We start from the raw sequence: 26,049 nt of genomic DNA on the forward strand, positions 1-26,049 counted from the left end.
AGAAACACCAGAATGCAGATCCCCAGTAGAGCGCGAGTCTGATGAATTCTGTTCGGGCGCGCTGCCACAGTTCAGTGACAGTTTGATGACTCCCGCCAGGCGGTGCGGCGGTACGCCCAGTCGACAGGCGCGGCAACATGAGGGAAACTCAACTCATTCCCTGTTTCCTCAAATCCACACACCGGAGTCAGCTGTGCTGGAGATCCGTCACCTGAAAACCCTTCATGCCCTGCGCGAGGCCGACAGCCTGGTGGAGGCCGCCGAGCGCCTGCACCTGACCCAGTCGGCGCTGTCGCACCAGTTCAAGGAGCTGGAAGAGCGCCTGGGCCTGCCGCTGTTCGTGCGCAAGACCAAGCCGATCCGCTTCACCAGCGCCGGGTTGCGCCTGCTGCAACTGGCCGATGCCACCCTGCCGCTGCTGCGCGGCGCCGAACGTGACATCGCGCGCCTGGCCGGTGGCACCGCCGGGCGCCTGCACATGGCCATCGAATGCCACAGCTGCTTCCAGTGGCTGATGCCGACCATCGACCAGTTCCGTGACGCCTGGCCGGAGGTGGAGCTGGACCTGGCCTCCGGCTTTGCCTTCGCCCCACTGCCGGCCCTGGCCCGCGGTGACCTCGACCTGGTGGTGACCTCCGACCCGCTGGACCTGGCGGGCATCACCTACGTGCCACTGTTCACCTACGAGGCGATGCTGGCGGTGGCCAACCAGCACCCGTTGGCCAGCAAGCCCTACATCGTGCCGCAGGACCTGCTTGACCAGACCCTGATCACCTACCCGGTGGAGCGCGACCGCCTGGACATCTTCACCCGCTTCCTGGAGCCGGCCGACATCGAGCCCGCCGCCGTGCGCACCTCGGAGCTGACGGTGATGATGATGCAACTGGTGGCCAGCGGCCGTGGCGTGTGCGGCATGCCGCACTGGGCGCTGCACGAGTACAGTTCGCGCGGGTATGTGAAGGGCAAGCGCCTGGGTGAAAAAGGGCTGTTCGCCACGCTTTATGCCGCCGTGCGCACCGACATGCTCGATGCGCCATACATGCGCGACTTCCTGCTGACGGCGAAGGACACCTCGTTCGCCACCCTCGATGGTGTCAGCGCGGTGCGCTGACGGACTGGCGGTATAGCGGCAGGATCAGGTCGCGGGTCAGAGGTGCCAGCTGCATGGCGGGTGCCTGGTCAGCGGCCAGCCACACCACCTCCTCGATCTCCGCGGCCGGCAGCACGGCTGCGGCGCTGTCGACACGGAACAGTTCGGCCTGTACCTCGAAGCCCGGCTCGTTGGCGGCCGGGGCGCTGAACTGGCCCAGGTGCACGGCCTGGGCCGGGTCGATGTGCAGGCCCAGTTCCTCATGCAGCTCGCGCACCAACGCCTGCACCGGGGTTTCGCCAGCATCGATCTTGCCGCCGGGCTGCATGAAGGCCTGGGTGCCGCGTTTGCGTACCAGCAGGGTGCGTCCCTGGGGGTCGATCAGCAGGGCGGCGGCGATGCGGATGGTGTTGGGCATGGGCTGGGCTCACCTGAAACAATGGCCGGGGAGGATCCCATGGGGTTCCTGGCCTGACAAGGCCAGTGTTTCCTGTGCCGGCCTCTTCGCGGGTGAACCCGCTCCCACAAGTGCACCACAAGGCCAGAGAGCGGCGCAGTACCTGTGGGAGCGGGTTTACCCGCGAAGAGGCCGGCACAGGTCATAGCCGATCCGGCAGACGAACGGCCCCTTGCCAACCCGCCCCACACCCTCCATAACCAACACATGAACCTGCCCGCCAAACACCACCCGGTGCTCGAGCTGTTCCACCCCGCCGTGCGCACCTGGTTCCGTCGCCACTTCGCCACGGTGACCGATGCCCAGGCCCAGGCCTGGCCGTTGATCCATGCGGGCCAGTCGATGCTGCTGGCCGCGCCGACCGGTTCGGGCAAGACCCTCAGCGCGTTCCTGGCCGTGCTCGACGAACTGTTCCGCCAAGGCCTGGAGCATCAGGGCGAGCTACCAGCGCAAACCCAGGTGGTCTACGTTTCGCCACTCAAGGCGCTGTCCAACGATATCCGCCTGAACCTGCAAGCCCCACTCGAAGGCATCAGCCAGGCCCTCGCGGACCAGGGCCTGAACGCCCCGCGCATCACCACCGCCGTGCGCAGCGGCGACACCCCGCAGAAGGAGCGTGCTGCCATGCGCAAGCTGGCGCCGCACATCCTGGTGACCACCCCCGAATCGCTCTACGTGCTGATGGGCTCGGCTTCTGGCCGTAAAGGCCTGGCCAGCGTGCACACGGTGATCGTCGACGAAATCCATGCCCTGGCAGGCAACAAGCGGGGCGCCCACCTGGCACTGACCCTGGAGCGCCTGCAGGCCCTGTGCAACCGGCCGTTGCGGCGCATCGGCCTGTCGGCCACGCAACGCCCGGTCGAGCGGGTGGCGCAATTTCTGGTCGGCAACGGCCGCCCCTGCGCAATCGTCGATGTCGGCCATGCTCGGCAGCGCGACCTGGACATCGAGGTGCCGCCAGTGCCGCTGGGTGCAGTTATGGCCACCGATGTCTGGGGCCTGGTCTATGACCGCCTGGCCACCCTGGCGCGCGAACATCGCACCACCCTGGTGTTCGTCAACACCCGACGCCTGGCCGAGCGCATCACCCGCCACCTCAGCGACCGCCTGGGCAAGGAGGCGGTTGCCGCGCACCACGGCAGCCTGGCCAAGGAGCTACGCCTGGATGCCGAACAACGCCTGAAAAACGGCCAACTGCAGGTGCTGGTGGCCACTGCATCGCTGGAGCTGGGCATCGATATCGGCGACATCGACCTGGTCTGCCAGATCGCTTCGCCAGGCTCGATCGCGGCCTTGCTGCAGCGGGTCGGCCGCGCCGGACACCAGGTCGATGGCGTGCCCAAGGGGCGCTTGTTCCCGACCTCGCGCGATGACCTGATCGAATGCGTGGCCCTGCTCGACTGCATACGCCGGGGCGAGCTGGATGAACTGCACATTCCCCGGGCGCCGCTGGATGTGCTGGCCCAGCAGATCGTCGCCGAAGCCAGCAACCAGCCCTGGCACGAACAGGCCCTGTTCGACTGCCTGCGCCAGGCCACACCCTACGCCGAGCTCGACCAGCAACATTACCAGGCCCTGCTGCGCATGCTCGCCGAGGGCTACAACGGCCGCCAGGGCGTGCGCAGTGCCTACCTGCACCGCGATGCGGTGAGCGGCACCCTGCGCGGCCGCCGCGGCAGCCAGCTGACCGCCCTGACCAGCGGCGGCACCATCCCCGACAACGCCGACTACGCCGTGCTGCTCGAACCGCAGGCGCTGAACATCGGCAGCGTCAACGAAGACTTTGCCGTGGAAAGCATCGCCGGCGATATTTTCCAGCTGGGCAATGCCTCCTATCGCATCCTGAGGGTCGAGCCGGGTCGGGTGCGGGTGGAGGATGCCCAGGGCCTGCCACCGACCATCCCGTTCTGGCTGGGCGAGGCGCCGGGGCGCAGCGACGAGCTGTCTGCCGCGGTGGCCCGGCTGCAGGCGCAGATCGACCAACAGCTGGCTGACAACAACCAGGCCGAGGTGCTGGCATGGTTGCAGGCCACCTTCGAACTGGACGAAGCCGCCGCTGGGCAGCTGCTCGACTACCTGGCCCGCACCCGCGAAGTGCTCGGCGCCCTGCCATCGCAGGACACGCTGGTGATGGAGCGCTTCTTCGATGAGTCCGGCGGTACCCAGCTGATCATCCATTCGCCCTACGGCAGCCGCATCAACCGCGCCTGGGGCCTGGCCCTGCGCAAGCGCTTCTGCCGCACCTTCAACTTCGAGTTGCAGGCGGCAGCCAGCGAGGACGCCATCGTGCTGTCGCTGTCCTCCAGCCACAGTTTCGAACTGGACGACGTGTGGCGTTACCTGAACAGCCGCAGCGCCGAGCCGATCCTTGTCCAGGCGCTGCTCGATGCGCCGCTGTTTGGCGTGCGCTGGCGCTGGAACGCCAGCGTGACCATGGCTCTGCCGCGCTTTGTCGGCGGTCGCAAGGTGGCGCCACAGATCCAGCGGATGAAGAGTGAAGACCTGATTGCCGCCGTATTCCCCGATCAGATCGCCTGCCTGGAGAACATCGTCGGCGAGCGGCAGATTCCCGATCATCCGCTGGTCGAGCAAACCCTCGACGACTGCCTGCACGAGGCGATGGACAGCGAAGGCTGGCTGGCGCTGTTGCGGCGTATGGAAAGCGGCACGGTGCGCCTGCTGTGCCGCGACCTGCCCGCCCCTTCGCCGCTGGCGGCGGCCATCCTCAATGCACGGCCCTATGCCTTCCTGGATGACGCGCCACTGGAAGAACGACGCACTCAGGCGGTGCTCAACCGGCGCTGGAGCGAAGTGCAGAGCGGCGACGACCTGGGCGCGCTGGACGCCGATGCCATCGCCGCCGTCGCAGCCGAGGCATGGCCGCAACCGGGCAATGCCGACGAAATGCATGAAGCGTTGATGGGCCTGGGGGCCATCAGCCAGGACGAAGTACAGGGCAATGCCAGCTGGGAGCTGCTGCTCAGGCAGTTGGCCAAGGCCGGCCGGGCCTTGCGCCTGGTGGATGAAAAGCTGTGGTTGGCGCGTGAGCGGTTGAGCCTGCTGCAAGTGCTGTATCCCGGCTCCCGGCTGGAACCTGCGCTGCAGGTACTGCCAGGCTTCGATCAGGCCATCGAGCCGGACATTGCGCTGGTCGAACTATTGCGAGCCCGCCTGAGCGGCCATGGCCCGCTGACCCGTGCGCAGATTGCGGCAGCACTTGGCAAACCGCTGCCAGCCATCGAACAGGCCCTGGCCCGCCTGGAGGCCGAAGGCTACGTGCTGCGTGGGCATTTCAGCCCCGGCGCAAGCGAACTGCAGTGGTGCGAGCGCCATTTGCTGGCGCGCATCCACCGCTACACGGTCAAACGCCTGCGCCGGGAGATCGAGCCGGTCAGCCTGCAGGACTTCATGCGCTTTCTGTTCGACTGGCAGCACCTGGCTGACGACACGCGCCTGCGCGGCCCGCAAGCCGTGGCCGAGGTACTAGGCCAGTTACAAGGATTCCCGAGTGCCGCCGGAGCATGGGAGGCCGAACTGCTGCCAGCACGTATCAAGGACTACAGCCCGCACTGGCTCGACGATGCCTGCCGTAGCGGGCAGTTTGCCTGGAGCCGGCTGGCGGCGACCGTGTCGAGCAACACCTTGTCGAGCACACCGCTGGTGCTGTTGCCGCGCGAGCATCTTGGGTTGTGGCGCAGCCTTGCCCCCGTGCCAACCCTGGATAGCCTCGGCGCACGGGCGCAACGCGTCCACGAGGTGCTGAACGCACATGGCGCGCTGTTCTTCGACGAGCTGACACACGATGCCCACCTGCTGCCCAGCGAACTGGAAACGGCCTTGCAAGAGCTGGTAGGCGCAGGCCTGGTGGGGGCCGACAGCTTCACCGGCCTGCGCAGCTTGATCACCCCGGCGGCGAAACGCACATCGCGCAACAGCCGACGCGGCCACCCGCCGCTGTCCAGCAGCATGTCCCATGCCGGGCGCTGGGCCTTGCTGCGCAGGGGCGCTGTAGACGACAGCCAGCGCCTGGAGCACATCGCCCGGGCCCTGCTTCGGCGCTATGGCGTGGTGTGCTGGCGCCTGCTGGAGCGCGAAAGCGATGTGCTGCCGCCCTGGCGCGAACTGCTGCGCTGCTATCACAGGCTGGAAGCGCGTGGCGAGATTCGTGGCGGGCGTTTCATTGCCGGGCTGGCCGGCGAACAGTTCGCCCTGCCGGAGGCGGTGGGGCTGCTGCGGCAGGTGCGCAAGCGTGAATTGGACGGGGCACTGGTGGTGGTAAGTGCCAGTGACCCGCTGAACCTGGTCGGGTCGCTGCTGCCGGGGGCGAAAGTGCCGGCGGTGAGCGGCAACCGCCTGTTGTATCGCGACGGGGTGCCGGTGGCGGTGCGGGTGGCCGGGCACTATTCGTACTTGGTCGAAGCACCGGCACAAGAGCAGGAAAGCTGGCGGCAGAAGCTGCTGCGCGACACTATCTGAATCCCTTGTTGCCGACTTCGGGCATGCATAGCACCTGTAGGAGCAGCCTTGTGCTGCGAAGAGGCCATTATTGCCGAAGACAATCCGTATCCCTGCTGGCCTCTTCGCAGCACAAGGCTGCTCCTACAAAAGCCCGTGCTGGCCTGAAGACTATTGCCAGGCTCTGCGAGAATGATTTTCGCTACCCCGATTTTAATTTGCACAGCCGTGCAACTTGGCTATGGTCGGGGTTTGCCCCAGGCCCTGAGCCTGACCGCGCCATCGCAAGGACCCTGTATGAGCCTGTCACTTCTCAGCCGCTATGCCTTCTTCGCCGCCTGTGTGCTGTTCACCCTGGCGAGCCTGCCCTTCACCCACCACGAATGGTTGTGGCCGTTCACCCTGAGCACCGCCATCCTCAGCCTGATCGGCCTGTTCGACCTGTTGCAGCAACGCCACGCAGTACGCCGCAACTACCCGATCCTGGGCAACATCCGCTATCTTGTCGAGGCCATTCGCCCGGAAATCCGCCAGTACCTGCTGGAGGCAGACAGCGACGCCCTGCCGTTCTCCCGCGCCCAGCGCTCGCTGGTGTATGCACGGGCGAAGAACGAAGCCTCGGACAAGCCCTTCGGCACCCTGATCGACGTGTACGAGTCCGGCTTCGAATTCATCGGCCACTCCATGCGCCCGGCGCCATTGGCCGACCCGGCAAGCTTCCGGGTCATCGTCGGCGGGCCGCAGTGCAGCCAGCCATACTCGGCATCGATCTTCAACATATCGGCGATGAGCTTTGGCTCGCTCAGCGCCAACGCCATCCGCGCCCTCAACCAAGGCGCCAAGCTGGGCAATTTCCACCATGACACCGGCGAAGGCAGCATCAGCCCCTATCACCGCGAGCACGGTGGCGACCTGGTCTGGGAACTGGGCAGTGGCTACTTCGGGTGCCGCACGGCGGACGGGCGCTTCGACCCCGAGCGCTTCGCCACCCAGGCGCGCAGCCCGCAGGTGCGGATGATCGAGATCAAGATGAGCCAGGGCGCCAAGCCCGGCCATGGCGGCATCCTGCCCAAGCACAAGGTGACCCGGGAAATTGCCGAAACCCGTGGCGTGCTGATGGGCGAAGACTGCATATCACCGTCGCGCCACAGCGCCTTCTCCACCCCCATCGAGATGATGCAGTTCATCGCCCAGCTGCGTGAGCTGTCTGGCGGCAAACCGGTAGGCTTCAAGTTCTGCCTGGGCCACCCGTGGGAGTTCATGGGCATCGCCAAGGCCATGCTGGAAACCGGCATCCTGCCCGACTTCATCGTCGTCGACGGCAAGGAAGGCGGCACCGGCGCGGCGCCGGTGGAGTTCACCGACCACATTGGCGTACCGCTGCGCGAGGGGCTGCTGTTCGTGCACAACACCCTGGTCGGCCTGAACCTGCGCGACAAGATCAAACTGGGCGCCAGCGGCAAGATCGTCAGCGCGTTCGACATTGCCAGCGTGCTGGCCATTGGCGCCGACTGGGCCAACTCGGCGCGCGGCTTCATGTTCGCCATCGGCTGCATCCAGTCGCAGAGCTGCCACACCAACAAGTGCCCGACCGGTGTGGCCACGCAAGACCCACTGCGCCAGCGGGCGCTGGTGGTGCCGGACAAAGCCCAGCGGGTGCTGAACTTCCATCACAATACCTTGCGTGCCCTGGCCGAAATGCTTGCGGCAGCAGGCCTGGAGCACCCGGCGCAGCTGGAAGCCAAGCACCTGGTACGGCGCATCTCGGCCACCGAGATCAAGCTGTTCTCGCAGATGCATGTGTTCCTGAAGCCGGGTGAGCTGCTGACTGGCGAGGTGAACGGGCAGTTCTATTCGCGCATGTGGCAGCTGGCGCGGGCGGACAGCTTCGAACCGAACAGCGAAGTGGCAGCCTGATAGAACCCTGGGGCTGCTACGCAGCCCATCGCGACACAAGGCCGCTCCCACAGGAGTACGCTATCTCTTGTGGGAGCGGCCTTGTGTCGCGAAAGGGCCGCAAAGCGGCCCCAGCCATTTCAGATCAGGAAGCAGTACTGGCCACGCCCTGCGCGTCTTTCGGCGCCAGGCGGAATGCGTAGTACAGCACCGTCAGCAGCACCAGGAACGCCGGACCGATGTACAGCGCCACGCGGGTGTCCTCGAAGTACGCCATCAGGCCGACCACCAGCACCAGGAAGGCCAGCGCCAGGTACGAGCTCAGCGGCCACAACCACATACGGTACTTCAGTGCCTTGCGCTCGGCAGTGGTGAGGCCGGCACGGAACTTCAGCTGCGCCAGCAGGATCATCACCCAGGTCCAGATCGCGCCGAAGGTGGCGATCGAAGTCACCCAGACGAAGACCTTCTCCGGCACCAGGTAGTTGGCCAGCACGCCCAGCAGCAGCGCGCCGATCGACAGCAGCAGCGCGTTGCGCGGCACGCCGCTCTTCGACGTACGGGCGAAGGCCGCCGGGGCCTGGCCGTTCTGCGCCAGGCTGTAGAGCATGCGCCCGGTGCTGAAGATGCCGCCGTTGCACGACGACAGCGCTGCAGTGATGACCACGAAGTTGATGATGCCAGCGGCGGTCTTGATGCCCAGGCGCTCAAAGGTCATGACGAATGGGCTGCCCTGGCTGCCGATTTCGTTCCACGGGTAGATCGACAGGATCACGAACAGCGCACCGACATAGAACAACAGGATGCGCCAGAACACCGAGCCAATGGCCTGTGGGATGGTCTTTTGCGGGTTGCGTGCTTCACCGGCGGTCAGGCCGATCATTTCCACGCCCAGGTAGGCGAACATCACCATCTGCAGCGACATCAGCACGCCGGTCACGCCATTGGGCATGAAGCCGCCGTTGCTCCACAGGTTGGAGATACCCACTGCCACGCCGTCATTGCCGAAGCCGAAGGCAATGATGCCGATGCCGCCAAGGACCATGGCGATGATGGTGACAATCTTGATCAGGGCGAACCAGAACTCGAACTCACCAAACGCCTTGACGGCCACCAGGTTGACCGCCCCCATGCTGCCCAGCGCCGCCAGGGCCCAGATCCAGCGTGGTACGTCGGGGAACCAGATGCCCATGTAGATGGCCACCGCGGTGATTTCGGCAACGCAGGTCACCAGCCACAGGAACCAGTAGTTCCAGCCGGTAAGGAAACCCGCCAGCGGGCCGAGGTAGTCCTGGGCATAACGGCTGAACGAGCCGGCGACAGGGTTGTGCACGGCCATTTCGCCAAGGGCGCGCATGATCACCAGAATGGCCAGGCCGCCGATGATGTAGGACAGCATGATGGCGGGGCCGGCCATTTCGATGGCCTTGGCCGAACCGAGGAAAAGACCGACACCGATACAGGCGCCCAGCGCCATCAGGCGGATGTGCCGTTCGCCCAGTTCACGCTTGAGCGGGCCGCCTTCGGTGGCCTGGCCGTGGGCAGGGTGGTTGCCGACTGGCATAGCAATACAACCTCATTTTGTTATTGGATTTGACCTTCGTGCAGCACCGGCCAGGCCGATAGGCGTGGCGTTGGCTTGCCGAGCTGGCCTTGTGGGCCGGCCCGTGTGCCGGAATAGAGCGCCCGGCAAGGCGAAGGGGGCGAGCAGTATAGGAAGACCGTTGTAGGGGTTTTCGCTGTATAAACAGGAAAATTCAGCAAGATCTCTGGGGCCGCTTCGCGCCCCTTTCGCGACACAAGGCCGCTCCTACAAGCGTGCTCTGTCTCCTGTAGGAGCGGCCTTGTGTCGCGAAAGGGCTGCACAGCAGCCCCAAAATCGCCCGGCCACCATAGCAATATCGCCTTTCGAATAAACCCACACCAAAGCCGCATAGCCCTACGCCACTTTTCTCCGTCTCTTACAAATTTTTCACCTGACCCGCTCAACGTCTAAGCTTCAGACAAGCAAGACGAAAATACCTGGCCGGATAGAAGACTATGGGCGCACTGTGGCAATCGGAACCAAGCAGAACGGAAGCACCCGAGATACCTCCGGCCGAGACGCCACAACCCAAGTCCCCCCGTCAGCGTCGGCTATGGTGGCGGCTGATCATCCTCATTCTGCTGGTGGCGCTGGTGGCCATCGGCTTCGCTGCGTATGACGAATTCCGCACCTCCAACCTGCAATCGCGGGAATTCAGCAAGCTGGCCAGCACCCTCACCTATTCGCTGCAACCAGGCCCCAGCGATGCCATCGTCTACCCCGGCGAAGGGCCGTTCGACAAACGCCTGGGCTACAGCGCGCTGGGCGAATTCCTGCCGCGCCTGCTCAAGCGCGACTACCTGATCAGCGAGCAGGTGAAGTTCTCGCCGGCGTTGATGAACTACGTCGATCATGGGCTGTTCGCCCCCTATATCGAGAAAATCCAGGCTGGCCTGTCGATCACCGATTGCCGCGGCGACATGCTGTACCAGTACAACTACCCGCAACACCTGTACCCGGACTTTGCGGCGATCCCGCCGGTGATCGTCAACAGCCTGCTGTTCATCGAGAACCGCGACCTGCTCGACACCAAGGACCCACGCAACAACCCGGCCGTGGACTGGCCGCGCTTCGCCAAGGCCGCCTACAGCCAGGTGGCCAAGTACCTGGCCCTGCCCGGCCAGTCCGCTGGCGGCAGCACCCTGGCCACGCAGCTGGAAAAGTACCGCCATTCACCGGACGGCCTGACCGTTTCCGGCGCCGAGAAGATCCGCCAGATGATTTCCGCCAGCGTGCGCGCCTACCAGGGCGGCCCTGACACCACCGAGGCGCGCCAGCGCATCGTGCGGGACTACCTCAACAGCGTGCCGCTGTCGGCGGTGCCTGGGCATGGCGAAGTGCATGGCATGGCCGAAGGCCTGCGGGTGTGGTACGGCGCCGACTTCGACCAGGTCAACCAGGCCCTGAACTCCACCGCCAGCGACCCCGAGAGCATGGCCGCACGCGGCCTGGCCCTGCGCCAGGTGCTGTCACTGATGATTGCCCAGCGCCGGCCGTCGCACTACCTGTCCAAGGGGCGGCTCGAACTGGCCGAACTGACCGACGCGCACATCCGCGTGCTGGCCGCCAACAAGGTCATCGAGCAGCCACTGGCCGACGCCGCACTGGCCAGCAAGGCGGTATACCGCGACTGGGTGGCGCAACCGACCATCGTGCCGATCGTCACCAACAAGGGCATCAGCCTGGCACGCAACCGCCTGGCGGCCATGCTCAACCGCCCGCTGTACGACCTCGACCGGCTCGACGTGTCGGCCACCAGTACTCTGCAGTCCGACCTGCAGCTGCAGGTCAGCCAGTACCTGAAAAACCTTGCCGATCCTGAATTCGCGGCGCAGATCGGCCTGATCGGCGAACGCCTGCTTACCGCCAAGACCACCGACCAGGTGAGCTACAGCTTCACCTTGTTCGAGCGCACTGCCGACGGCTCGCGGGTGCGGGTGCAGACCGACAGCACCGACCAGCCGTTCGACATCAACGAAGGCAGCAAGCTGGAGCTGGGTTCCACCGCCAAGTTGCGGGTGCTCACCACCTACCTGGAGATCATCGCCGAACTGCACGACAAGTACGCCGGCAAGCCAGCCGCCGAGTTGAAGAAAGTCGAAGTCGCCGAACTCGACCGCATCAGCCAGTGGTCGCTGGAATGGCTGGCGCAGAACAGCAAGAACCAGAGCCTGGACGCGATGCTCGATGCGGCGCTGGAACGCAAGTATTCGGCCAACACCGGCGAAGCCTTCTTCACCGGCGGCGGCATGCATGTGTTCAACAACTTCCGCAAGGAAGACAACAGCCGCAACCCGACCCTCAAGGATGCATTGCGCGAGTCGATCAACCTGCCATTCATCCGCCTGATGCGCGACCTAGTGCGCTACGTGACCTACCAGCAGCCATACAACCGCGTGCCGCTGCTCAAGGACGACTCCGACCCGCGCCGCCAGGAATACCTGGCCCGTTTCGCCGACAAGGAAGGCACCAACTACCTGATGCGCTTCTGGAAGAAATACCAGCGCAAGACCTCGCAGCAGCGCCTGGACACCTTCCTCGACAGCATGCGCGTAACCCCGCAACGGTTGGCGGCCGTGCACCGCTACCTGTTCCCCGAGGCTGGCCAGGAAACCTTCAACGCCTTCGTCCGCGCCCACCTCAAGGGTGACAAGATCGTCCTGGGCAAACTGACCGATGGCCGCCTGTCGGAGATGTACGACGCCTATGGCCCGGGCAAGTACGACCTGCCCGACCAGGGCTATATCGCCAAGGTCCACCCGCTGGACTTGTGGCTGTTGGGTTACCTGCTGAAGAACCCCGGCTCTACCTTGACCGAAATGGTCAATGCCAGCCGCTTCGAGCGCCAGGAGGTTTACGGCTGGCTGTTCAAGAGCCGCCATCAGGGCGCCCGTGACAGCCGCATTCGCACCATGGTCGAGATCGAAGCGTTCCTCGACATTCACCAGCGCTGGAAGCGCGTGGGCTATCCATTCGACCACCTGGTACCCTCGCTGGCCACCGCCATCGGCAGCTCGGGCGACCGCCCCGCTGCCCTCTCCGAACTGGTCGGCATCATCCAGAACGACGGCGTGCGGCTGCCGACCTTGCGGATCGACACCCTGCACTTCGCTGCCAACACGCCTTACGAGACCAAGCTGGTCACCGACCCGGACCGGGGTGTGCGGATTCTGCCGGTCGAAGTGGCGCGCGCCCTCAAAGGCGCCATGTCGCAGGTGGTGGATGCGGGCACCGCGCGGCGTATTTCCGGCAGTTTCAAGCTGCAGGACGGCACGCCATTGGTGATGGGCGGCAAGACCGGTACCGGTGACAACCGCATCGAAAGCTTTGGTGCTGGCGGCCGGCTGATCGGCTCGCGCTCGCTGAACCGTACCGCCACCTTCGTGTTCTTCCTGGGTGACAACCACTTCGGCACCTTGACCGCGTTCGTGCCGGGGCGCTCGGCAGAGGCCTTCAAGTTCACCTCGGCGCTGCCGGTGCAGGTACTCAAGGGCATGGCTCCGATCCTCATGCCATACCTGCAACCGGGCAATCCGAATGAGTGCAAAGCGCCGCAGGTGGCCATGCACACAGCCACGCCGCAAGGGGATACATCGAACAACTAGATGATAATCATCTGCAATTAAGGGCTTGTCTTTAGATATATCTTGAGTAATATCTTACGATATATCGCAAACGACGGAGCCCTGCCCCCATGCGCGAACATACCCCCCATGACCCCTTCGAGCGGCGCCCAGGTCGTGGCGAACGCGGCCCGCGCGTCTTCGCCCCCGGCGACCTCAAGCTGCTGATGCTGGCCCTGCTCGCCGAGCAGCCAGGCCACGGCTACGACCTGATCCGCCAGATCGAAAACCTGTTCGACGGCAGCTACAGCCCAAGCCCCGGGGTGATCTACCCCACCCTCAACTTCCTCGAGGAGGCCGAACTGATCAGCGGCCAGGTGCAGGGCAGCAAACGCCTCTACGCCATTACCGAAGCCGGCCGCACCGCCCTGGCCGAACAGGCCGTCGCACTGGACGGCGTGCGCATGCGCATCGAAGTCAGCAAGCGCGCCCTGCGCGGCCACGACCGCCCACCAGAGATTCATGAAGCGGTCGGCAACCTGCGCCACGCACTGCACATGCACAGTGGCCGCTGGACACCGGAAGAAATCGAGCGGGTCCGCGACCTGCTCAACCACACCGCCAAGGCCATCGCCTCCGGGCCGGCCGAACCTGTCAGGGAGACACCCCATGAGTGACACCATTCACCGCGTCAACCACGAAATCCGCCAACGCCGCCTGCAGGTGCTGCGGGTCACCGAACTGACCCCGCGCATGCGCCGCATCACCCTCGGGGGTGCCGAGCTGCAGGGCTTCACCAGCGTGGGCAGCGACGACCATATCAAGCTGCTGTTCGCCGAAACGCCGGAGCAACAACAGGCCATCGAGGCTCGTAACCTGGGCCGAGAAGGTGGCGCGCGGCCTACCATGCGCGAATACACGCCACGGCGCATCGACCTGGTGGCCAATGAGCTGGACATCGACTTCGTGCTGCACGGCGATGGCCCTGCCTCTACCTGGGCAGCCCAGGCGGCACCCGGGCAAACCCTGGACATTGCCGGGCCGCGGGCTTCGATGGTGGTGCCGGACATTTTCGACAGCTACCTGCTGATCGGTGACGAAACTGCCATCCCGGCCATTGGCCGCCGTCTGGAGGAGTTGCCTGCGGGCCGTCAGGTGCTGGCGGTTATCCAGATCGAAGACGAGCAGGAACGCCAGCCACTGCCGAGCAAGGCACAGGTGGAGGTGATCTGGGTACGTCGCCAACAGGAGGACTTGCTGGCACTGGTGAAGAACCTGACCTTGCCGCAGGGCCGTTTGTACGGCTGGGTGGCACTGGAAAAGGCCCTGAGCCGGCAGGCCAAGGCACTGTTGCTGGAGAAAGGCTTGCCTGAGGATGCGCTCAAGGCTGTGGCCTACTGGCGTGCCGACGGGACTGCGGACGACGAATGATTGTTTATTGCCTGCACTGGCCGGCAAGCCAGTTCCCACAGGAATCGCGCAGCCCTTGAACGCTGAGGGGTGTAGGAGCGGCCTTGTGTCGCGAAAGGGCTGCAAGGCAGCCCCAGCAATTTCAACTGTTGCGCATCAATCCTGGGGCCGCGTTGCGGCCCTTTCGCGACACAAGGCCGCTCCTACAGGTACAGCGACAACCTAGAGATCAACGCTGTACTCGTGGGAGCTGGCTTGCCGGCGATAGGGCCAGTGCAGGTCAAGCCAATCTGTGCAGCCCCCGCCACCTGTCCAGCCCCAGCAACACCAGCCCAATCCCCCAGAACCCCGCCAACACCCCCAGGGCATTGAGCAATACCTGCCCATAACCCAGGCTCGCCACATCGATGAACGGGTAGGCATACACGCCAATCTCGCTCCCCCGCCACAGCGCGTAGGCAAAATACGTCGCCGGGTACACCGCCCAGACCAGCAGATGCCATAGCCGCAACCTGCCCTTGGGCACCTCGCACCACCAGTACAAGGCATATAGCACGGGCATCACATCGTGCAGCAACTCGTCCGCCAGCCATTGCCAGCCCTGCGGTTGCCACAAGTGACGCAACAGCACGCTGTAGGCCAATGCCACCAGCACGATGCTGGCGGCCACCGCGGAACTCACCGCAGGCGACAGGAAAAAGCGCTTGGCACGGCCTTCCCGGCCGAACGCCGCATAACTGAGCACTGTTGCCACCAGGGTATTGGTCAACACGGTGAAATACCCGAACACATTGATCAGGCCACCCACCAGACTGGCCTGTTCCTGCCAACGCGCCAACAGCACCAGGTACACCTGCACGGCCAGGCCGAACCAACCCAGCACGGCCATGCCGGTCAGCCAGGGACGGCGCGGCATGTCAGGCCTGGCGCTGCAGCTTCACGTACAGCTGCTCGACCTTTTCCCGTGCCCACGGCGTCTTGCGCAGGAAGGTCAGGCTCGACTTGATGGTCGGGTTGCTTTTGAAGCAGCGCACATCGATGCGCTCGGCCAGGCCCTGCCATTGGTAGTGCGCCACCAACTCGGTGAGGATCTGTTCGAGGGTCTTGCCGTGCAGCGCGTTGTGTTGGGCCGTGCTCATGCCAGTGCTCCGTAGGAAAGATGCGCACCTTACACGAGTGTAGTGGTGGGTGGGATCAGGTGAGTCGACAGAAAAACCGCTGGCCAGGCGCAAAACCTCTGTGCTGAAATGGAGATGTTATATTGTAACAATACAAAAGCATCTGCCAAGGAACGCCCCATCCCCATGCTGTACACACCGCTTCGCCTCTCTCCCCTCGCCGTCGCGCTGTGGCTGGCCGCATCACCCAGCCACGCCGTGGAACTCGAACCCCAGGTCATCACCGCCAACCCTTTGGGCAATAGCCAGCTGGCCGCACCCAGCACCGTGCTCGAAGGCAACAACCTGCTGCAACAGCAGCACGGCAGCCTCGGTGAAACCCTGAACAAGCAGCCCGGGGTCGCCTCCACCTGGTTCGGCCCTGGCGCCAGTCGCCCGGTAATTCGTGGCCTGGATGGCGACCGTATTCGCATCCTGCGCAATGGCGTCGGCGCCCTGGATGCTTCATCGCTGTCCTACGACCACGCCGTGCCGCTGGACCCGGTGACCGTCGACCGTGTCGAGATCGTCCGTGGCCCGGCAGCCCTGCTCTACGGCGGCAACGCCATCGGAGGTGTGGTCAATACCTTCGACAATCGCATCCCGGATACCCCTATCGAGGGCATCCAAGGTGCCGGTGAACTGCGCTACGGCGGCGCCGATACCACCCGCAGCAGCGCTGGCAAGCTGGAGGCCGGCAACGGTGCCTTCGCCCTGCACCTGGATGCCAACAGCCGCCAGTTCAACGACCTGCGCATCCCCGGTTACGCGCGCAGTTCCAAGGTGCGCGACGCCGACGAACCCGGCGGCAAGCACCGCCTGGAAAACAGCGACGGCCGCCAGGACGGTGGCGCCGTGGGTGGCGCCTACCATTGGGACCACGGTTACGCCGGCCTGTCGTACAGCCGCTACGACAGCAACTATGGCTCGGTGGCCGAGCCAGGTGTGCGCCTGGACATGAAGCAGGACCACTACGCCTTCGCCTCCGAACTGCGTGACCTGGACGGCCCGTTCACTTCGGTCAAGGTCGATGCCGGCTACACCGACTACGAGCACCGTGAAATAGAAGAAGGCGAAGTCCACACCACCTTCAGGAACAAGGGCTATGAAGCACGTATCGAAGCCCGCCACCAACCGCTAGGGCCGGTAGAAGGCGTGATCGGCGCCCAGGTCAGCCGCAACGAATTCTCCGCCTTGGGCGAGGAAGCCTTCGTCCCGCACACCGACACCGACAGCCTGGCGCTGTTCATGCTGGAGCAGTGGCAAGCCACCGAGCGCCTGAACCTGAGCCTGGGCGCACGCATGGAGCACACCCGGGTCGACCCGGATGCCAAAGGCAACGAGAACTTCGCCGACGCCGACAGCGCCAGCACTTTCAACGCCTTCAGCCTGTCTTCCGGGGCGGTGTACCAGCTCGACCCGATCTGGTCGCTGGCCGCCAACCTCGGCTACACCGAGCGCGCCCCGACCTTCTACGAGCTGTATGCCAATGGTGCCCACGTGGCCACTGGAGCCTTTGAAGTCGGCGATGCCAGCCTGAACAAGGAAAAAGCCATTTCCGCCGACCTGGCCCTGCGTTTCGACAACGGCACCCACAAGGGCAGTGTCGGGGTGTTCTACAGCCACTTCCGCAACTACATCGGCCTGATCGGCACCGGCAACACCCGCGAGGGGCATGACCACGACCATGGCGAGGATGACCATGACCACGATCACGACCATGACGGTTTCCCGGAATACCAGTACCAGGGCGTGCGGGCGCGCTTCTATGGCATCGAGGCCCAGGACCGCTGGCAACTGGCCGAGAACCGCTATGGCAGCTTTGCCCTGGAGCTCTCCGGTGACTACACCCGGGCGAAAAACCTCGACAGTGGCGAGCCGCTGCCACGCATCGCCCCACTGCGCCTGAACAGCGGCCTGGTCTGGGAGCTGGACCGCTGGCAGGCGCGGGTCGACGTGCAGCATGCTGCGTCGCAGCATCGCAAACCGGCCAACGAAACCAGCACCGATGGCTATACCACGCTGGGGGCCAGCGTTGGCTATCGCTTCGAAGTTGGCCAGAGCCAGTGGCTGGCGTTTGTGCGCGGCGAGAACCTGACTGACCAGACCGTGCGCTATGCCAGCTCGATCCTGCGCGATATCGCCCCGGCGCCGGGGCGTAGTGTGGAAGTGGGCCTGCGTACCTCCTTCTGATTGCAAATCAGTAACTGTGGGAGCGGGCATGCCCGCGAAGAAGCCGACACGGTGGATGGCACCGGCTCCGCCGGTGTTCGCGGGCGCGCCCGCTCCCACAAAGAGCTCGCAAGCTCTGGACTGTTGCCATATCAGCAACAATCCACTGCGACAATTTGTCTTTTTTTCTTACAACTTCCCCTATATCCTCCCCGCCGCAAGCTGAATCGCTTCATCGAAACCATCTTGTCGTCATTTCCATTGGAGGGCCCGCCCTTCGATGCGCTTGCCGTTTATTCAATAATCAAAAGATAGCGCTATCTCATGCTCCAACTGCCCAAAACCTGTTACATCGGCCTTGCCCTCAGCGCCCTGGCGGCCCCCACCGGCGCCAGCGAGATGTTCGCCAGCGACTCCCCCTGGATGCTCGGCGACTGGGGTGGCACCCGCAGCGAACTGCTGGAAAAAGGCTACGACTTCACCCTCGGCTACACCGGCGAGATGGGCAGCAACCTGCATGGTGGCTACGACCACGACCGCACCGCGCGCTACAGCGACCAGTTCACCTTCGGCAGCCACCTGGACCTGGAGAAGATCCTTGGCTGGCACGACACCGAATTCCAGCTGACCATCACCGAGCGCCACGGCGACAACATCAGCAACGACCGCATCAACGACCCGCGTGTCGGCGGCTTCACCTCGGCCCAGGAGGTCTGGGGCCGTGGCGAAACCTGGCGGCTGACGCAGATGTGGATCAAGCAGAAGTACTTCGATGGCGCACTGGACGTGAAATTCGGCCGTTTCGGCGAAGGCGAGGACTTCAACAGCTTCCCCTGCGACTTCCAGAACCTGGCCTTCTGCGGCTCGCAGGTAGGCAACTGGGTGGGCGGCATCTGGTACAACTGGCCGGTTAGCCAGTGGGCCCTGCGCGTCCGCTACAACCTCAGCGATGCCCTCTACGCCCAGGTCGGCGTGTACGAGCAGAATCCCTCCAACCTGGAGTCGGGCAACGGCTTCAAGCTCAGCGGCAGCGGCACCCAAGGCGCGGTAATACCGATAGAACTGGTATGGAGTCCACAGGTCAATGGTCTGAAAGGGGAATATCGCGCCGGCTACTACTACAGTAATGCCAAGGCACAGGATGTTCTCAAGGACAGCAACGGCCAGCCGGCAGCCCTCAGCGGCGCCGCCTACCGCAGCAGTTCGAGCAAGCACGGCTTGTGGCTCGGCGCCCAGCAGCAGGTGACTTCGCTGGCGTCCGACCAGTCGCGTGGCCTGAGCCTGTTCGCCAACGCCACGGTGCACGACAAGAAGACCAATGCCATCGACAACTATGTGCAGGCAGGACTGGTATACAAAGGGCCCTTCGACGCCCGCGCCAAGGACGACATCGGTTTCGCCCTGGCCCGTGTGCACGTCAACCCTGCCTATCGCAAGAACGCGCGCCTGGCCAACCAGGCCGCCGGCCTCTACGACTACGACAACCCTGGTTTCCTGCCGGTGCAGGACACCGAGTACAGCGCCGAGCTGTACTACGGCATCCACCTGGCCGACTGGCTCACGGTCCGCCCCAACCTGCAGTACATCCGCCACCCGGGCGGGGTGTCGCAGGTCGATGGCGCCCTGATCGGCGGCCTGAAGATCCAGAGCAGTTTCTAACCCCCTTTTTGACCTGACGGAGAACCTACGATGAGCACTGAAGGTGCCAACAATGGAAGCCGCTGGCTACCGCGCCTGATCGGCGCGCTGCTGTTGCTGATGGGCCTGGCCCTGCTGGCCGGCGGCATCAAGCTGAGCCAGCTGGGCGGATCGCTGTACTACCTGATCGCCGGTATCGGCTTTGCCCTGTCGGGCATCCTGCTGCTGGCCCAGCGCCGCATCGCCCTGGGCCTGTACGGCCTGGTACTGCTGGGCAGCACCGTGTGGGCCCTGCTCGAAGTGGGCCTGGACTGGTGGCAACTGGTACCGCGCCTGGCCATCTGGTTTGCCATCGGTGTGGTCCTGCTGCTGCCCTGGGCGCGTCGCCCGCTGATCGGCCCGGCCAACAAGGCCAACACTGCGCTGCTCGGCATTGCAGTGGTCGCTTCGGGCGCTTGCGCCCTGGGCAGCCAGTTCACCCACCCAGGTGAAGTGTTCGGCGAACTGGGCCGCGACAGCAGCGAAATGGCCAGCGCCGCCCCGGCCATGCCCGACGGCGAATGGCAGGCCTACGGCCGCACCGAGCACGGCGACCGCTATTCGCCGCTGCGCCAGATCACCCCGCAGAATGCCTACCGCCTGGAAGAAGCCTGGCGCATCCACACCGGTGACCTGCCGACCGAAAACGACCCGGTGGAGCTGACCAACCAGAACACCCCGCTGAAGGTCAACGGCATGCTCTATGCCTGCACCGCGCACAGCCGCGTGCTGGCCCTGGACCCGGACACCGGCGCGGAAATCTGGCGCTACGACCCGCAGGTCAAGAGCCCAGTCGGCACCTTCAAGGGCTTCGCCCACATGACCTGCCGTGGCGTTTCGTACTATGACGAAAACCGTTACGTCAGCCGCGACGGCAGCCCGGCACCGAAAATTACCGACGCCGGCCAGGCCGTGGCCCAGGCCTGCCCGCGCCGCCTCTACCTGCCGACTGCGGACGCCCGCCTGATCGCCATCAATGCCGACAACGGCAAGGTCTGCGAAGGCTTCGCCAACCAGGGCGTGATCGACCTCACCACCGGCATCGGCCCGTTCACCGCCGGCGGCTACTACTCCACCTCGCCAGCCGCAGTCACCCGTGACCTGGTGATCATCGGTGGCCATGTCACCGACAACGAGTCGACCAACGAGCCATCCGGCGTGATCCGTGCCTACGATGTGCACGATGGCCACCTGGTGTGGAACTGGGACAGCAACAACCCGGACGACACCCAGCCGCTGGCTCCTGGCAAGATGTACAGCCGCAACTCGGCCAACATGTGGTCGATCGCCAGCGTCGACGAAGACCTCGGCATGATCTACCTGCCACTGGGCAACCAGACCCCGGACCAGTGGGGCGCCAACCGCACCCCGGGTGCCGAGAAGTACAGCGCCGGCGTGGTCGCCCTGGACCTTGCCACCGGCAAGGCTCGCTGGAACTACCAGTTCACCCACCACGACCTGTGGGACATGGACGTCGGCAGCCAGCCGACCCTGGTCCACCTGAAGACCGACGACGGCGTGAAGCCGGCAATCATCGTGCCGACCAAGCAAGGCAGCCTGTACGTGCTCGACCGCCGCGACGGCACGCCGATCGTGCCGATCCGCGAGATCCCCACCCCGCAAGGTGCGGTGAAAGGCGACCACACCTCGCCGACCCAGGCCCGCTCCGACCTCAACCTGCTCGGCCCTGAACTGACCGAACAGGCCATGTGGGGCGCCACGCCGTTCGACCAGATGCTGTGCCGCATCCAGTTCCGCGAACTGCGTTACGAAGGCCAGTACACCCCGCCATCCGAGCAAGGCTCGCTGATCTACCCGGGCAACGTCGGTGTGTTCAACTGGGGTAGCGTGTCGGTCGACCCGGTGCGCCAACTGCTGTTCACCTCGCCCAACTACATGGCCTTCGTGTCGAAGATGATCCCGCGTGAGCAGGTGGCAGAGGGCAGCAAGCGTGAAAGCGAGACCAGCGGCGTGCAGCCGAACACCGGTGCGCCGTACGCGGTGACCATGCACCCGTTCATGTCGCCACTGGGCGTACCGTGCCAGGCCCCGGCCTGGGGCTATGTCGCCGCCATCGACCTGTTCACCAACAAGATGGTGTGGAAGCACAAGAACGGCACCACCCGCGACAGCACCCCGGTGCCGATCGGCATGCCGGTTGGCGTGCCGAGCATGGGTGGTTCGATCGTCACCGCCGGTGGCGTCGGCTTCCTCAGCGGCACCCTGGACCAGTACCTGCGCGCCTATGACGTGAACAACGGCAAGGAACTGTGGAAAGCCCGCCTGCCAGCGGGTGGCCAGGCCACGCCGATGAGCTACAGCGGCAAGGATGGCAAGCAGTACGTGCTGGTGACTGCCGGCGGGCATGGCTCGCTGGGCACCAGGATGGGCGACTACATCATCGCCTACAAACTGGCTGAATAAAGCTGCCGAGCCCCGCCAGCGGGGCTCACTCGCTGTACTGGCCTCATCGCCGGCAAGCCAGCTCCCACAGGTACTCCACTAGCCTTGAAAGCAGTGGGTCACCTGTGGGAGCTGGCTTGCCGGCGATAGGGCCGGAACAGGCCACCAAAGATCCCCTTCCCTCCTGCCATCATCTACCATTGAAACCCATCCCCCCCCGCCCCATCTAAGCACCATAGTCATTCACGCAGGTGCCCCATGAGCGACCAGCAGGATTTCCCGGAACATCCCGACGAACACAGCGAAGTCGAACACACCACTCCCCAGGCCGAAACCGGCCACGCCCTTGCCCTGCCCGGCCAGCAGCTGCCGGACAAGGTCTATGTGATCCCGATCCACAACCGCCCGTTCTTCCCGGCCCAGGTGCTGCCGGTCATCGTCAATGAAGACCCTTGGGCAGAAACCCTCGACCTGGTGGCCAAGTCGCCAGACCACAGCCTGGCCCTGTTCTTCATGGATACCCCGCCAGAAGACCACCGCCACTTCGACACCTCGGCGCTGCCGCAGTACGGCACGCTGGTGAAGGTGCACCACGCCAGCCGCGAAAACGGCAAGCTGCAGTTCGTCGCCCAGGGCCTGACCCGGGTACGCATCCGTACCTGGCTCAAGCACCACCGCCCGCCGTACCTCGTCGAGGTGGAATACCCGCGTCAGCCAGCCGAGCCGACCGACGAGGTCAAGGCCTACGGCATGGCGCTGATCAATGCGATCAAGGAGCTGCTGCCGCTCAACCCGCTGTACAGCGAAGAGCTGAAGAACTACCTCAACCGCTTCAGCCCCAACGACCCGTCGCCGCTCACCGACTTCGCCGCCGCCCTCACCTCGGCCACCGGCAACCAGTTGCAGGAAGTGCTCGACTGCGTACCCATGCTAAAGCGCATGGAAAAGGTCCTGCCGATGCTGCGCAAGGAAGTCGAGGTGGCGCGCCTGCAGAACGAGATCTCGGCCGAGGTCAATCGGCAGATCGGCGAGCACCAGCGCGAGTTCTTCCTCAAGGAACAGCTCAAGGTCATCCAGCAGGAGCTGGGCCTGACCAAGGACGACCGCAGCGCCGACCTAGAGCAGTTCGAGCAGCGCCTCGAAGGCAAGACCCTGCCGGACCAGGCACGCAAGCGCATCGACGAAGAGATGGGCAAGCTGGCCATCCTCGAAACCGGCTCGCCCGAATACGCCGTCACCCGCAACTACCTGGACTGGGCCACAGCCCTGCCCTGGGGCGTGTACGGCAAGGACAAGCTCGACCTCAAGCACGCACGCAAGGTCCTCGACCAGCACCACGCCGGCCTCGACGACATCAAGGAGCGCATTCTCGAGTTCCTTGCCGTGGGCGCCTGGAAAGGCGAGATCAGTGGCTCGATCGTGCTGCTGGTGGGCCCGCCCGGGGTAGGCAAGACCAGCATCGGTAAATCCATCGCCGAATCGCTCGGCCGGCCGTTCTACCGCTTCAGTGTCGGCGGCATGCGTGACGAGGCCGAGATCAAGGGCCACCGCCGCACCTATATCGGCGCCCAGCCCGGCAAGCTGGTGCAGGCCCTGAAGGACGTCGAGGTGATGAACCCTGTGATCATGCTCGACGAGATCGACAAGATGGGCCAGAGCTACCAGGGCGACCCGGCTTCAGCGCTGCTGGAAACCCTCGACCCGGAGCAGAACGTCGACTTCCTCGACCACTACCTGGACCTGCGCCTGGACCTGTCCAAGGTGCTGTTCGTGTGCACCGCCAACACCCTGGATTCGATCCCCGGGCCATTGCTCGACCGCATGGAAGTGATCCGCCTGTCCGGCTACATCACCGAAGAGAAACTGGCCATCGCCAAGCGCCACCTGTGGCCCAAGCAGCTGGAAAAGGCCGGTGTGGCCAAGACCAGCCTCGGCATCAGCGACAGCGCCCTGCGCGCGGTGATCGAAGGCTATGCCCGCGAAGCCGGGGTACGCCAGCTGGAGAAACAACTGGGCAAGCTGGTGCGCAAGGCCGTGGTCAAGCTGCTGGAAACCCCCGAGGCCAAACTGAAGATCGGCACCAAGGACCTGGAAGCCGCGCTTGGCATGCCGGTGTTCCGCAGCGAGCAGGTGCTGGCTGGCAAAGGCGTGATCACCGGCCTGGCCTGGACCAGCATGGGCGGCGCCACGCTGCCGATCGAAGCCACCCGCATCCACACCCTCAACCGCGGCTTCAAGCTGACCGGCAAGCTGGGTGATGTGATGAAAGAGTCGGCCGAAATTGCCTACAGCTACGTCAGCTCCAACCTCAAGCAGTTTGGTGGTGATCCTGGCTTCTTCAACGAAGCGTTCATTCACCTGCACGTGCCCGAAGGCGCCACGCCCAAGGACGGCCCGAGTGCCGGCATCACCATGGCCAGCGCCCTGCTGTCGCTGGCCCGAGACCAGGCGCCGAAGAAGGGCGTGGCCATGACCGGCGAGCTGACCCTGACCGGGCAGGTACTACCGATTGGCGGTGTGCGCGAGAAGGTGATTGCGGCGCGGCGGCAGAAGATCTTCGAGCTGATCTTGCCGGAGCCTAACCGTGGGGACTATGAGGAGCTGCCGGACTACCTGCGCGAAGGCCTGACCGTGCATTTCGCCAAGCGCTTCGCCGATGTAGCCAAAGTGCTGTTCTAGCCAGCACCGGCCTCTTCGCGGGTAAACCCGCTCCCACAGGGATAGCGCGGGGCTTGAGCCCAGTGAGATCTCTGTGGGAGCGGGTTTACCCGCGAAAGGGCCGGCACAGGCAACACAAATCTCCTCGATCATCGGTTATCCTCAGGCCATCGTCAGCCTCCGGAGCCAACATGACCGCCCCTCGTCTGCTCGTTCCCCTGAGCTTCGCCCTGCTTTCTGCCTGTGCCCAACACCCCCCACAGACCGTCGAACTGGACGCCGAAAGCGAATGTCCCATCCGTCTGCAGGTAGGCCAGGCACTGACCCTAACCTTGCCCAGCAACCCGTCCACCGGCTACCGCTGGCGTGTCGAAAACCCGGCCGCCAACGTACTGCGCAACCTGGGCCCAGAGGTGTATAGCGCTCCGGAAGCAGAAGAAGTGGTTGGCAGCGCTGGGATATCCACTTGGCGCTACCAGGCCAGCAGCGCCGGTGATGCTCAGCTGGTGCTGGTGTATCAGCAACCGTGGGCAGCGGACACACCACCCGTGCAAACATTTGATTGTGCCATCAGGGTGAGGTGATCACGCTTCAGGCCGCTTCGAAGCGGCGGCGCAAGGCAACCATGTACTCGCGGGCTTTTTCCAGCGCTGCCTGCAACTCGGCCAGCTGGGCGGAGGCATCCATCAGGTTTGAAAGCATTTGCCAATGACGGACGAACTTGCTCATCTGCTCCAGCCAAGGTTCACGCTCCCCGAGCAGTTGTTCGACCTGATCGAACTGGCCGCTTTTCTCCTGCGCCTCCTCCAGTTGCCTCTGAACGGTACGCAGCCCCTGCTTTTGCTGGTTCAAGTTGCTGGAGAGCCGCTCACGAGCGGCGACAACATCAGCAAACTTTCGCCCCTGCTCAAGCAAGTCCAGATGCGAATTGAGCTTTACCAAAGCCCCTTTGACAAGCTCCGGCGTTACCGAAGGGTCTTTGAACGTCGCGAACAAGCTATCAATATCCTGCTCTTGCGGTATGACATTGCGCAGCGCATCGCGAACAGAGGGATGGTCCAAGGTATCGAGCAGGCCATCGACTTCGGCGACACGTTTCTGCTGAGCTGCCACGGTCTGCTCAAGCTGCGTCGCAGAGGCGCCGAGCTTGGCGACAACTTCGTCCTGATCTCGCCTGAGCCCCTTCACATCGGGTGTACGGTAAGCAGATACCCGTTCGACAGCCTTGGCTATATTCTCCATGTCCGCCTGCAAGCTCTGGCGAAGACGTAGCAGGTCCTCGTCATCCAAAACTGCTGTACTGCTGTCCAGCTCCAGGTTCAATGCCACCAGACTGGAAAGTACGTTTTCCCGCATGCAGTCGTTGCCAGCCTTGAGCAACTTGGTCAGGTCCAGCAACCGCTCACGCAAAGACGGGAGCATGCCATTCATGTTGGCATAGTAAAGCTCGGCCATTCGCGCTTCGCTGGTGAGTATTACCTTGATGTCAGGTAAATTATCAACCTTGGCTTCCATAAAAAGTTTCT

Annotated in this window: 16 protein-coding genes; 11 read left to right on the forward strand and 5 right to left on the reverse strand. The window is 64.3% G+C overall.

Going from position 1 to position 26,049, the window contains the following annotated elements:
- Positions 1 to 193: 193 nt before the first annotated feature.
- Positions 194 to 1,111, forward strand: coding sequence for a transcriptional regulator MetR (gene metR / locus ABIB24_RS05875; protein ID WP_003258025.1), 918 nt, complete (start codon positions 194 to 196; stop codon positions 1,109 to 1,111).
- On the opposite strand, the gene ABIB24_RS05880 is transcribed toward metR, so the two are convergent.
- Positions 1,095 to 1,508, reverse strand: a complete 414-nt coding sequence (locus ABIB24_RS05880) for an NUDIX hydrolase (protein WP_137164733.1) — start codon at positions 1,506 to 1,508, stop codon at positions 1,095 to 1,097. The genes metR and ABIB24_RS05880 overlap by 17 nt on opposite strands.
- Before the next feature lie 246 nt (positions 1,509 to 1,754).
- Here ABIB24_RS05880 and ABIB24_RS05885 point away from each other — a divergent pair, with 246 nt between their 5' ends.
- The gene (locus ABIB24_RS05885; protein ID WP_354316218.1) at positions 1,755 to 6,023 is read left to right on the forward strand and encodes a DEAD/DEAH box helicase; all 4,269 of its coding nucleotides are present in this window, start codon (positions 1,755 to 1,757) and stop codon (positions 6,021 to 6,023) included.
- Positions 6,024 to 6,299: 276 nt separating this feature from the next.
- Positions 6,300 to 7,919 (forward strand): FMN-binding glutamate synthase family protein, encoded by a 1,620-nt coding sequence (locus ABIB24_RS05890; RefSeq protein ID WP_025340407.1) that lies wholly within the window; start codon positions 6,300 to 6,302, stop codon positions 7,917 to 7,919.
- Between the two features lie 124 nt (positions 7,920 to 8,043).
- On the opposite strand, the gene ABIB24_RS05895 is transcribed toward ABIB24_RS05890, so the two are convergent.
- On the reverse strand, positions 8,044 to 9,462 hold the full coding sequence (locus ABIB24_RS05895; RefSeq protein ID WP_137164735.1) for an amino acid permease: 1,419 nt from the start codon (positions 9,460 to 9,462) through the stop codon (positions 8,044 to 8,046).
- 476 nt (positions 9,463 to 9,938) lie between these two features.
- Between ABIB24_RS05895 and ABIB24_RS05900 the strand changes: the two genes are divergently transcribed.
- From ABIB24_RS05900 to ABIB24_RS05910, 3 genes are all read left to right on the forward strand, one after another.
- Positions 9,939 to 13,088 carry a transglycosylase domain-containing protein gene (locus ABIB24_RS05900; protein ID WP_085692276.1) on the forward strand — a complete coding sequence of 1,050 codons (3,150 nt, stop codon included), beginning with the start codon at positions 9,939 to 9,941 and terminating at the stop codon, positions 13,086 to 13,088.
- Positions 13,089 to 13,177: 89 nt separating this feature from the next.
- On the forward strand, positions 13,178 to 13,723 hold the full coding sequence (locus ABIB24_RS05905) for a PadR family transcriptional regulator (protein ID WP_046614772.1): 546 nt from the start codon (positions 13,178 to 13,180) through the stop codon (positions 13,721 to 13,723).
- The gene (locus ABIB24_RS05910) at positions 13,716 to 14,477 is read left to right on the forward strand and encodes a siderophore-interacting protein (RefSeq protein WP_075046163.1); all 762 of its coding nucleotides are present in this window, start codon (positions 13,716 to 13,718) and stop codon (positions 14,475 to 14,477) included. The genes ABIB24_RS05905 and ABIB24_RS05910 overlap by 8 nt, the downstream gene beginning before the upstream one ends.
- 259 nt (positions 14,478 to 14,736) lie before the next feature.
- Here the strand turns inward: ABIB24_RS05910 and ABIB24_RS05915 are convergent, their stop codons facing one another.
- Positions 14,737 to 15,372 (reverse strand): Pr6Pr family membrane protein, encoded by a 636-nt coding sequence (locus ABIB24_RS05915; RefSeq protein ID WP_085590256.1) that lies wholly within the window; start codon positions 15,370 to 15,372, stop codon positions 14,737 to 14,739.
- A gap of 1 nt (position 15,373) precedes the next feature.
- Positions 15,374 to 15,595, reverse strand: a complete 222-nt coding sequence (locus ABIB24_RS05920) for a VF530 family protein (protein ID WP_003252112.1) — start codon at positions 15,593 to 15,595, stop codon at positions 15,374 to 15,376.
- Between the two features lie 165 nt (positions 15,596 to 15,760).
- Between ABIB24_RS05920 and ABIB24_RS05925 the strand changes: the two genes are divergently transcribed.
- The 5 genes from ABIB24_RS05925 to ABIB24_RS05945 all read left to right on the forward strand — a co-directional run bounded on the left by ABIB24_RS05925 (position 15,761) and on the right by ABIB24_RS05945 (position 25,107).
- Positions 15,761 to 17,806 (forward strand): TonB-dependent receptor, encoded by a 2,046-nt coding sequence (locus ABIB24_RS05925; RefSeq protein WP_274120346.1) that lies wholly within the window; start codon positions 15,761 to 15,763, stop codon positions 17,804 to 17,806.
- Between the two features lie 303 nt (positions 17,807 to 18,109).
- Complete coding sequence (locus ABIB24_RS05930) at positions 18,110 to 19,444, forward strand: carbohydrate porin (RefSeq protein ID WP_354316219.1); 1,335 nt, start codon at positions 18,110 to 18,112, stop codon at positions 19,442 to 19,444.
- Between the two features lie 30 nt (positions 19,445 to 19,474).
- Positions 19,475 to 21,886: a glucose/quinate/shikimate family membrane-bound PQQ-dependent dehydrogenase gene (locus ABIB24_RS05935; protein ID WP_354316220.1), complete on the forward strand. Its 2,412-nt coding sequence runs from the start codon at positions 19,475 to 19,477 to the stop codon at positions 21,884 to 21,886.
- Positions 21,887 to 22,123: 237 nt separating this feature from the next.
- The gene (gene lon, locus ABIB24_RS05940) at positions 22,124 to 24,544 is read left to right on the forward strand and encodes an endopeptidase La (protein WP_075046168.1); all 2,421 of its coding nucleotides are present in this window, start codon (positions 22,124 to 22,126) and stop codon (positions 24,542 to 24,544) included.
- Positions 24,545 to 24,714: 170 nt separating this feature from the next.
- Positions 24,715 to 25,107: a protease inhibitor I42 family protein gene (locus tag ABIB24_RS05945; RefSeq protein WP_137162295.1), complete on the forward strand. Its 393-nt coding sequence runs from the start codon at positions 24,715 to 24,717 to the stop codon at positions 25,105 to 25,107.
- Between the two features lie 7 nt (positions 25,108 to 25,114).
- On the opposite strand, the gene ABIB24_RS05950 is transcribed toward ABIB24_RS05945, so the two are convergent.
- Positions 25,115 to 26,038, reverse strand: a complete 924-nt coding sequence (locus tag ABIB24_RS05950) for an alpha-xenorhabdolysin family binary toxin subunit B (RefSeq protein WP_137162296.1) — start codon at positions 26,036 to 26,038, stop codon at positions 25,115 to 25,117.
- Between the last annotated feature and the right edge of the window lie 11 nt (positions 26,039 to 26,049).

The organism is Pseudomonas sp. UYEF17 (genome assembly GCF_040546125.1).
Classification (GTDB): domain Bacteria; phylum Pseudomonadota; class Gammaproteobacteria; order Pseudomonadales; family Pseudomonadaceae; genus Aquipseudomonas; species Aquipseudomonas putida_Z.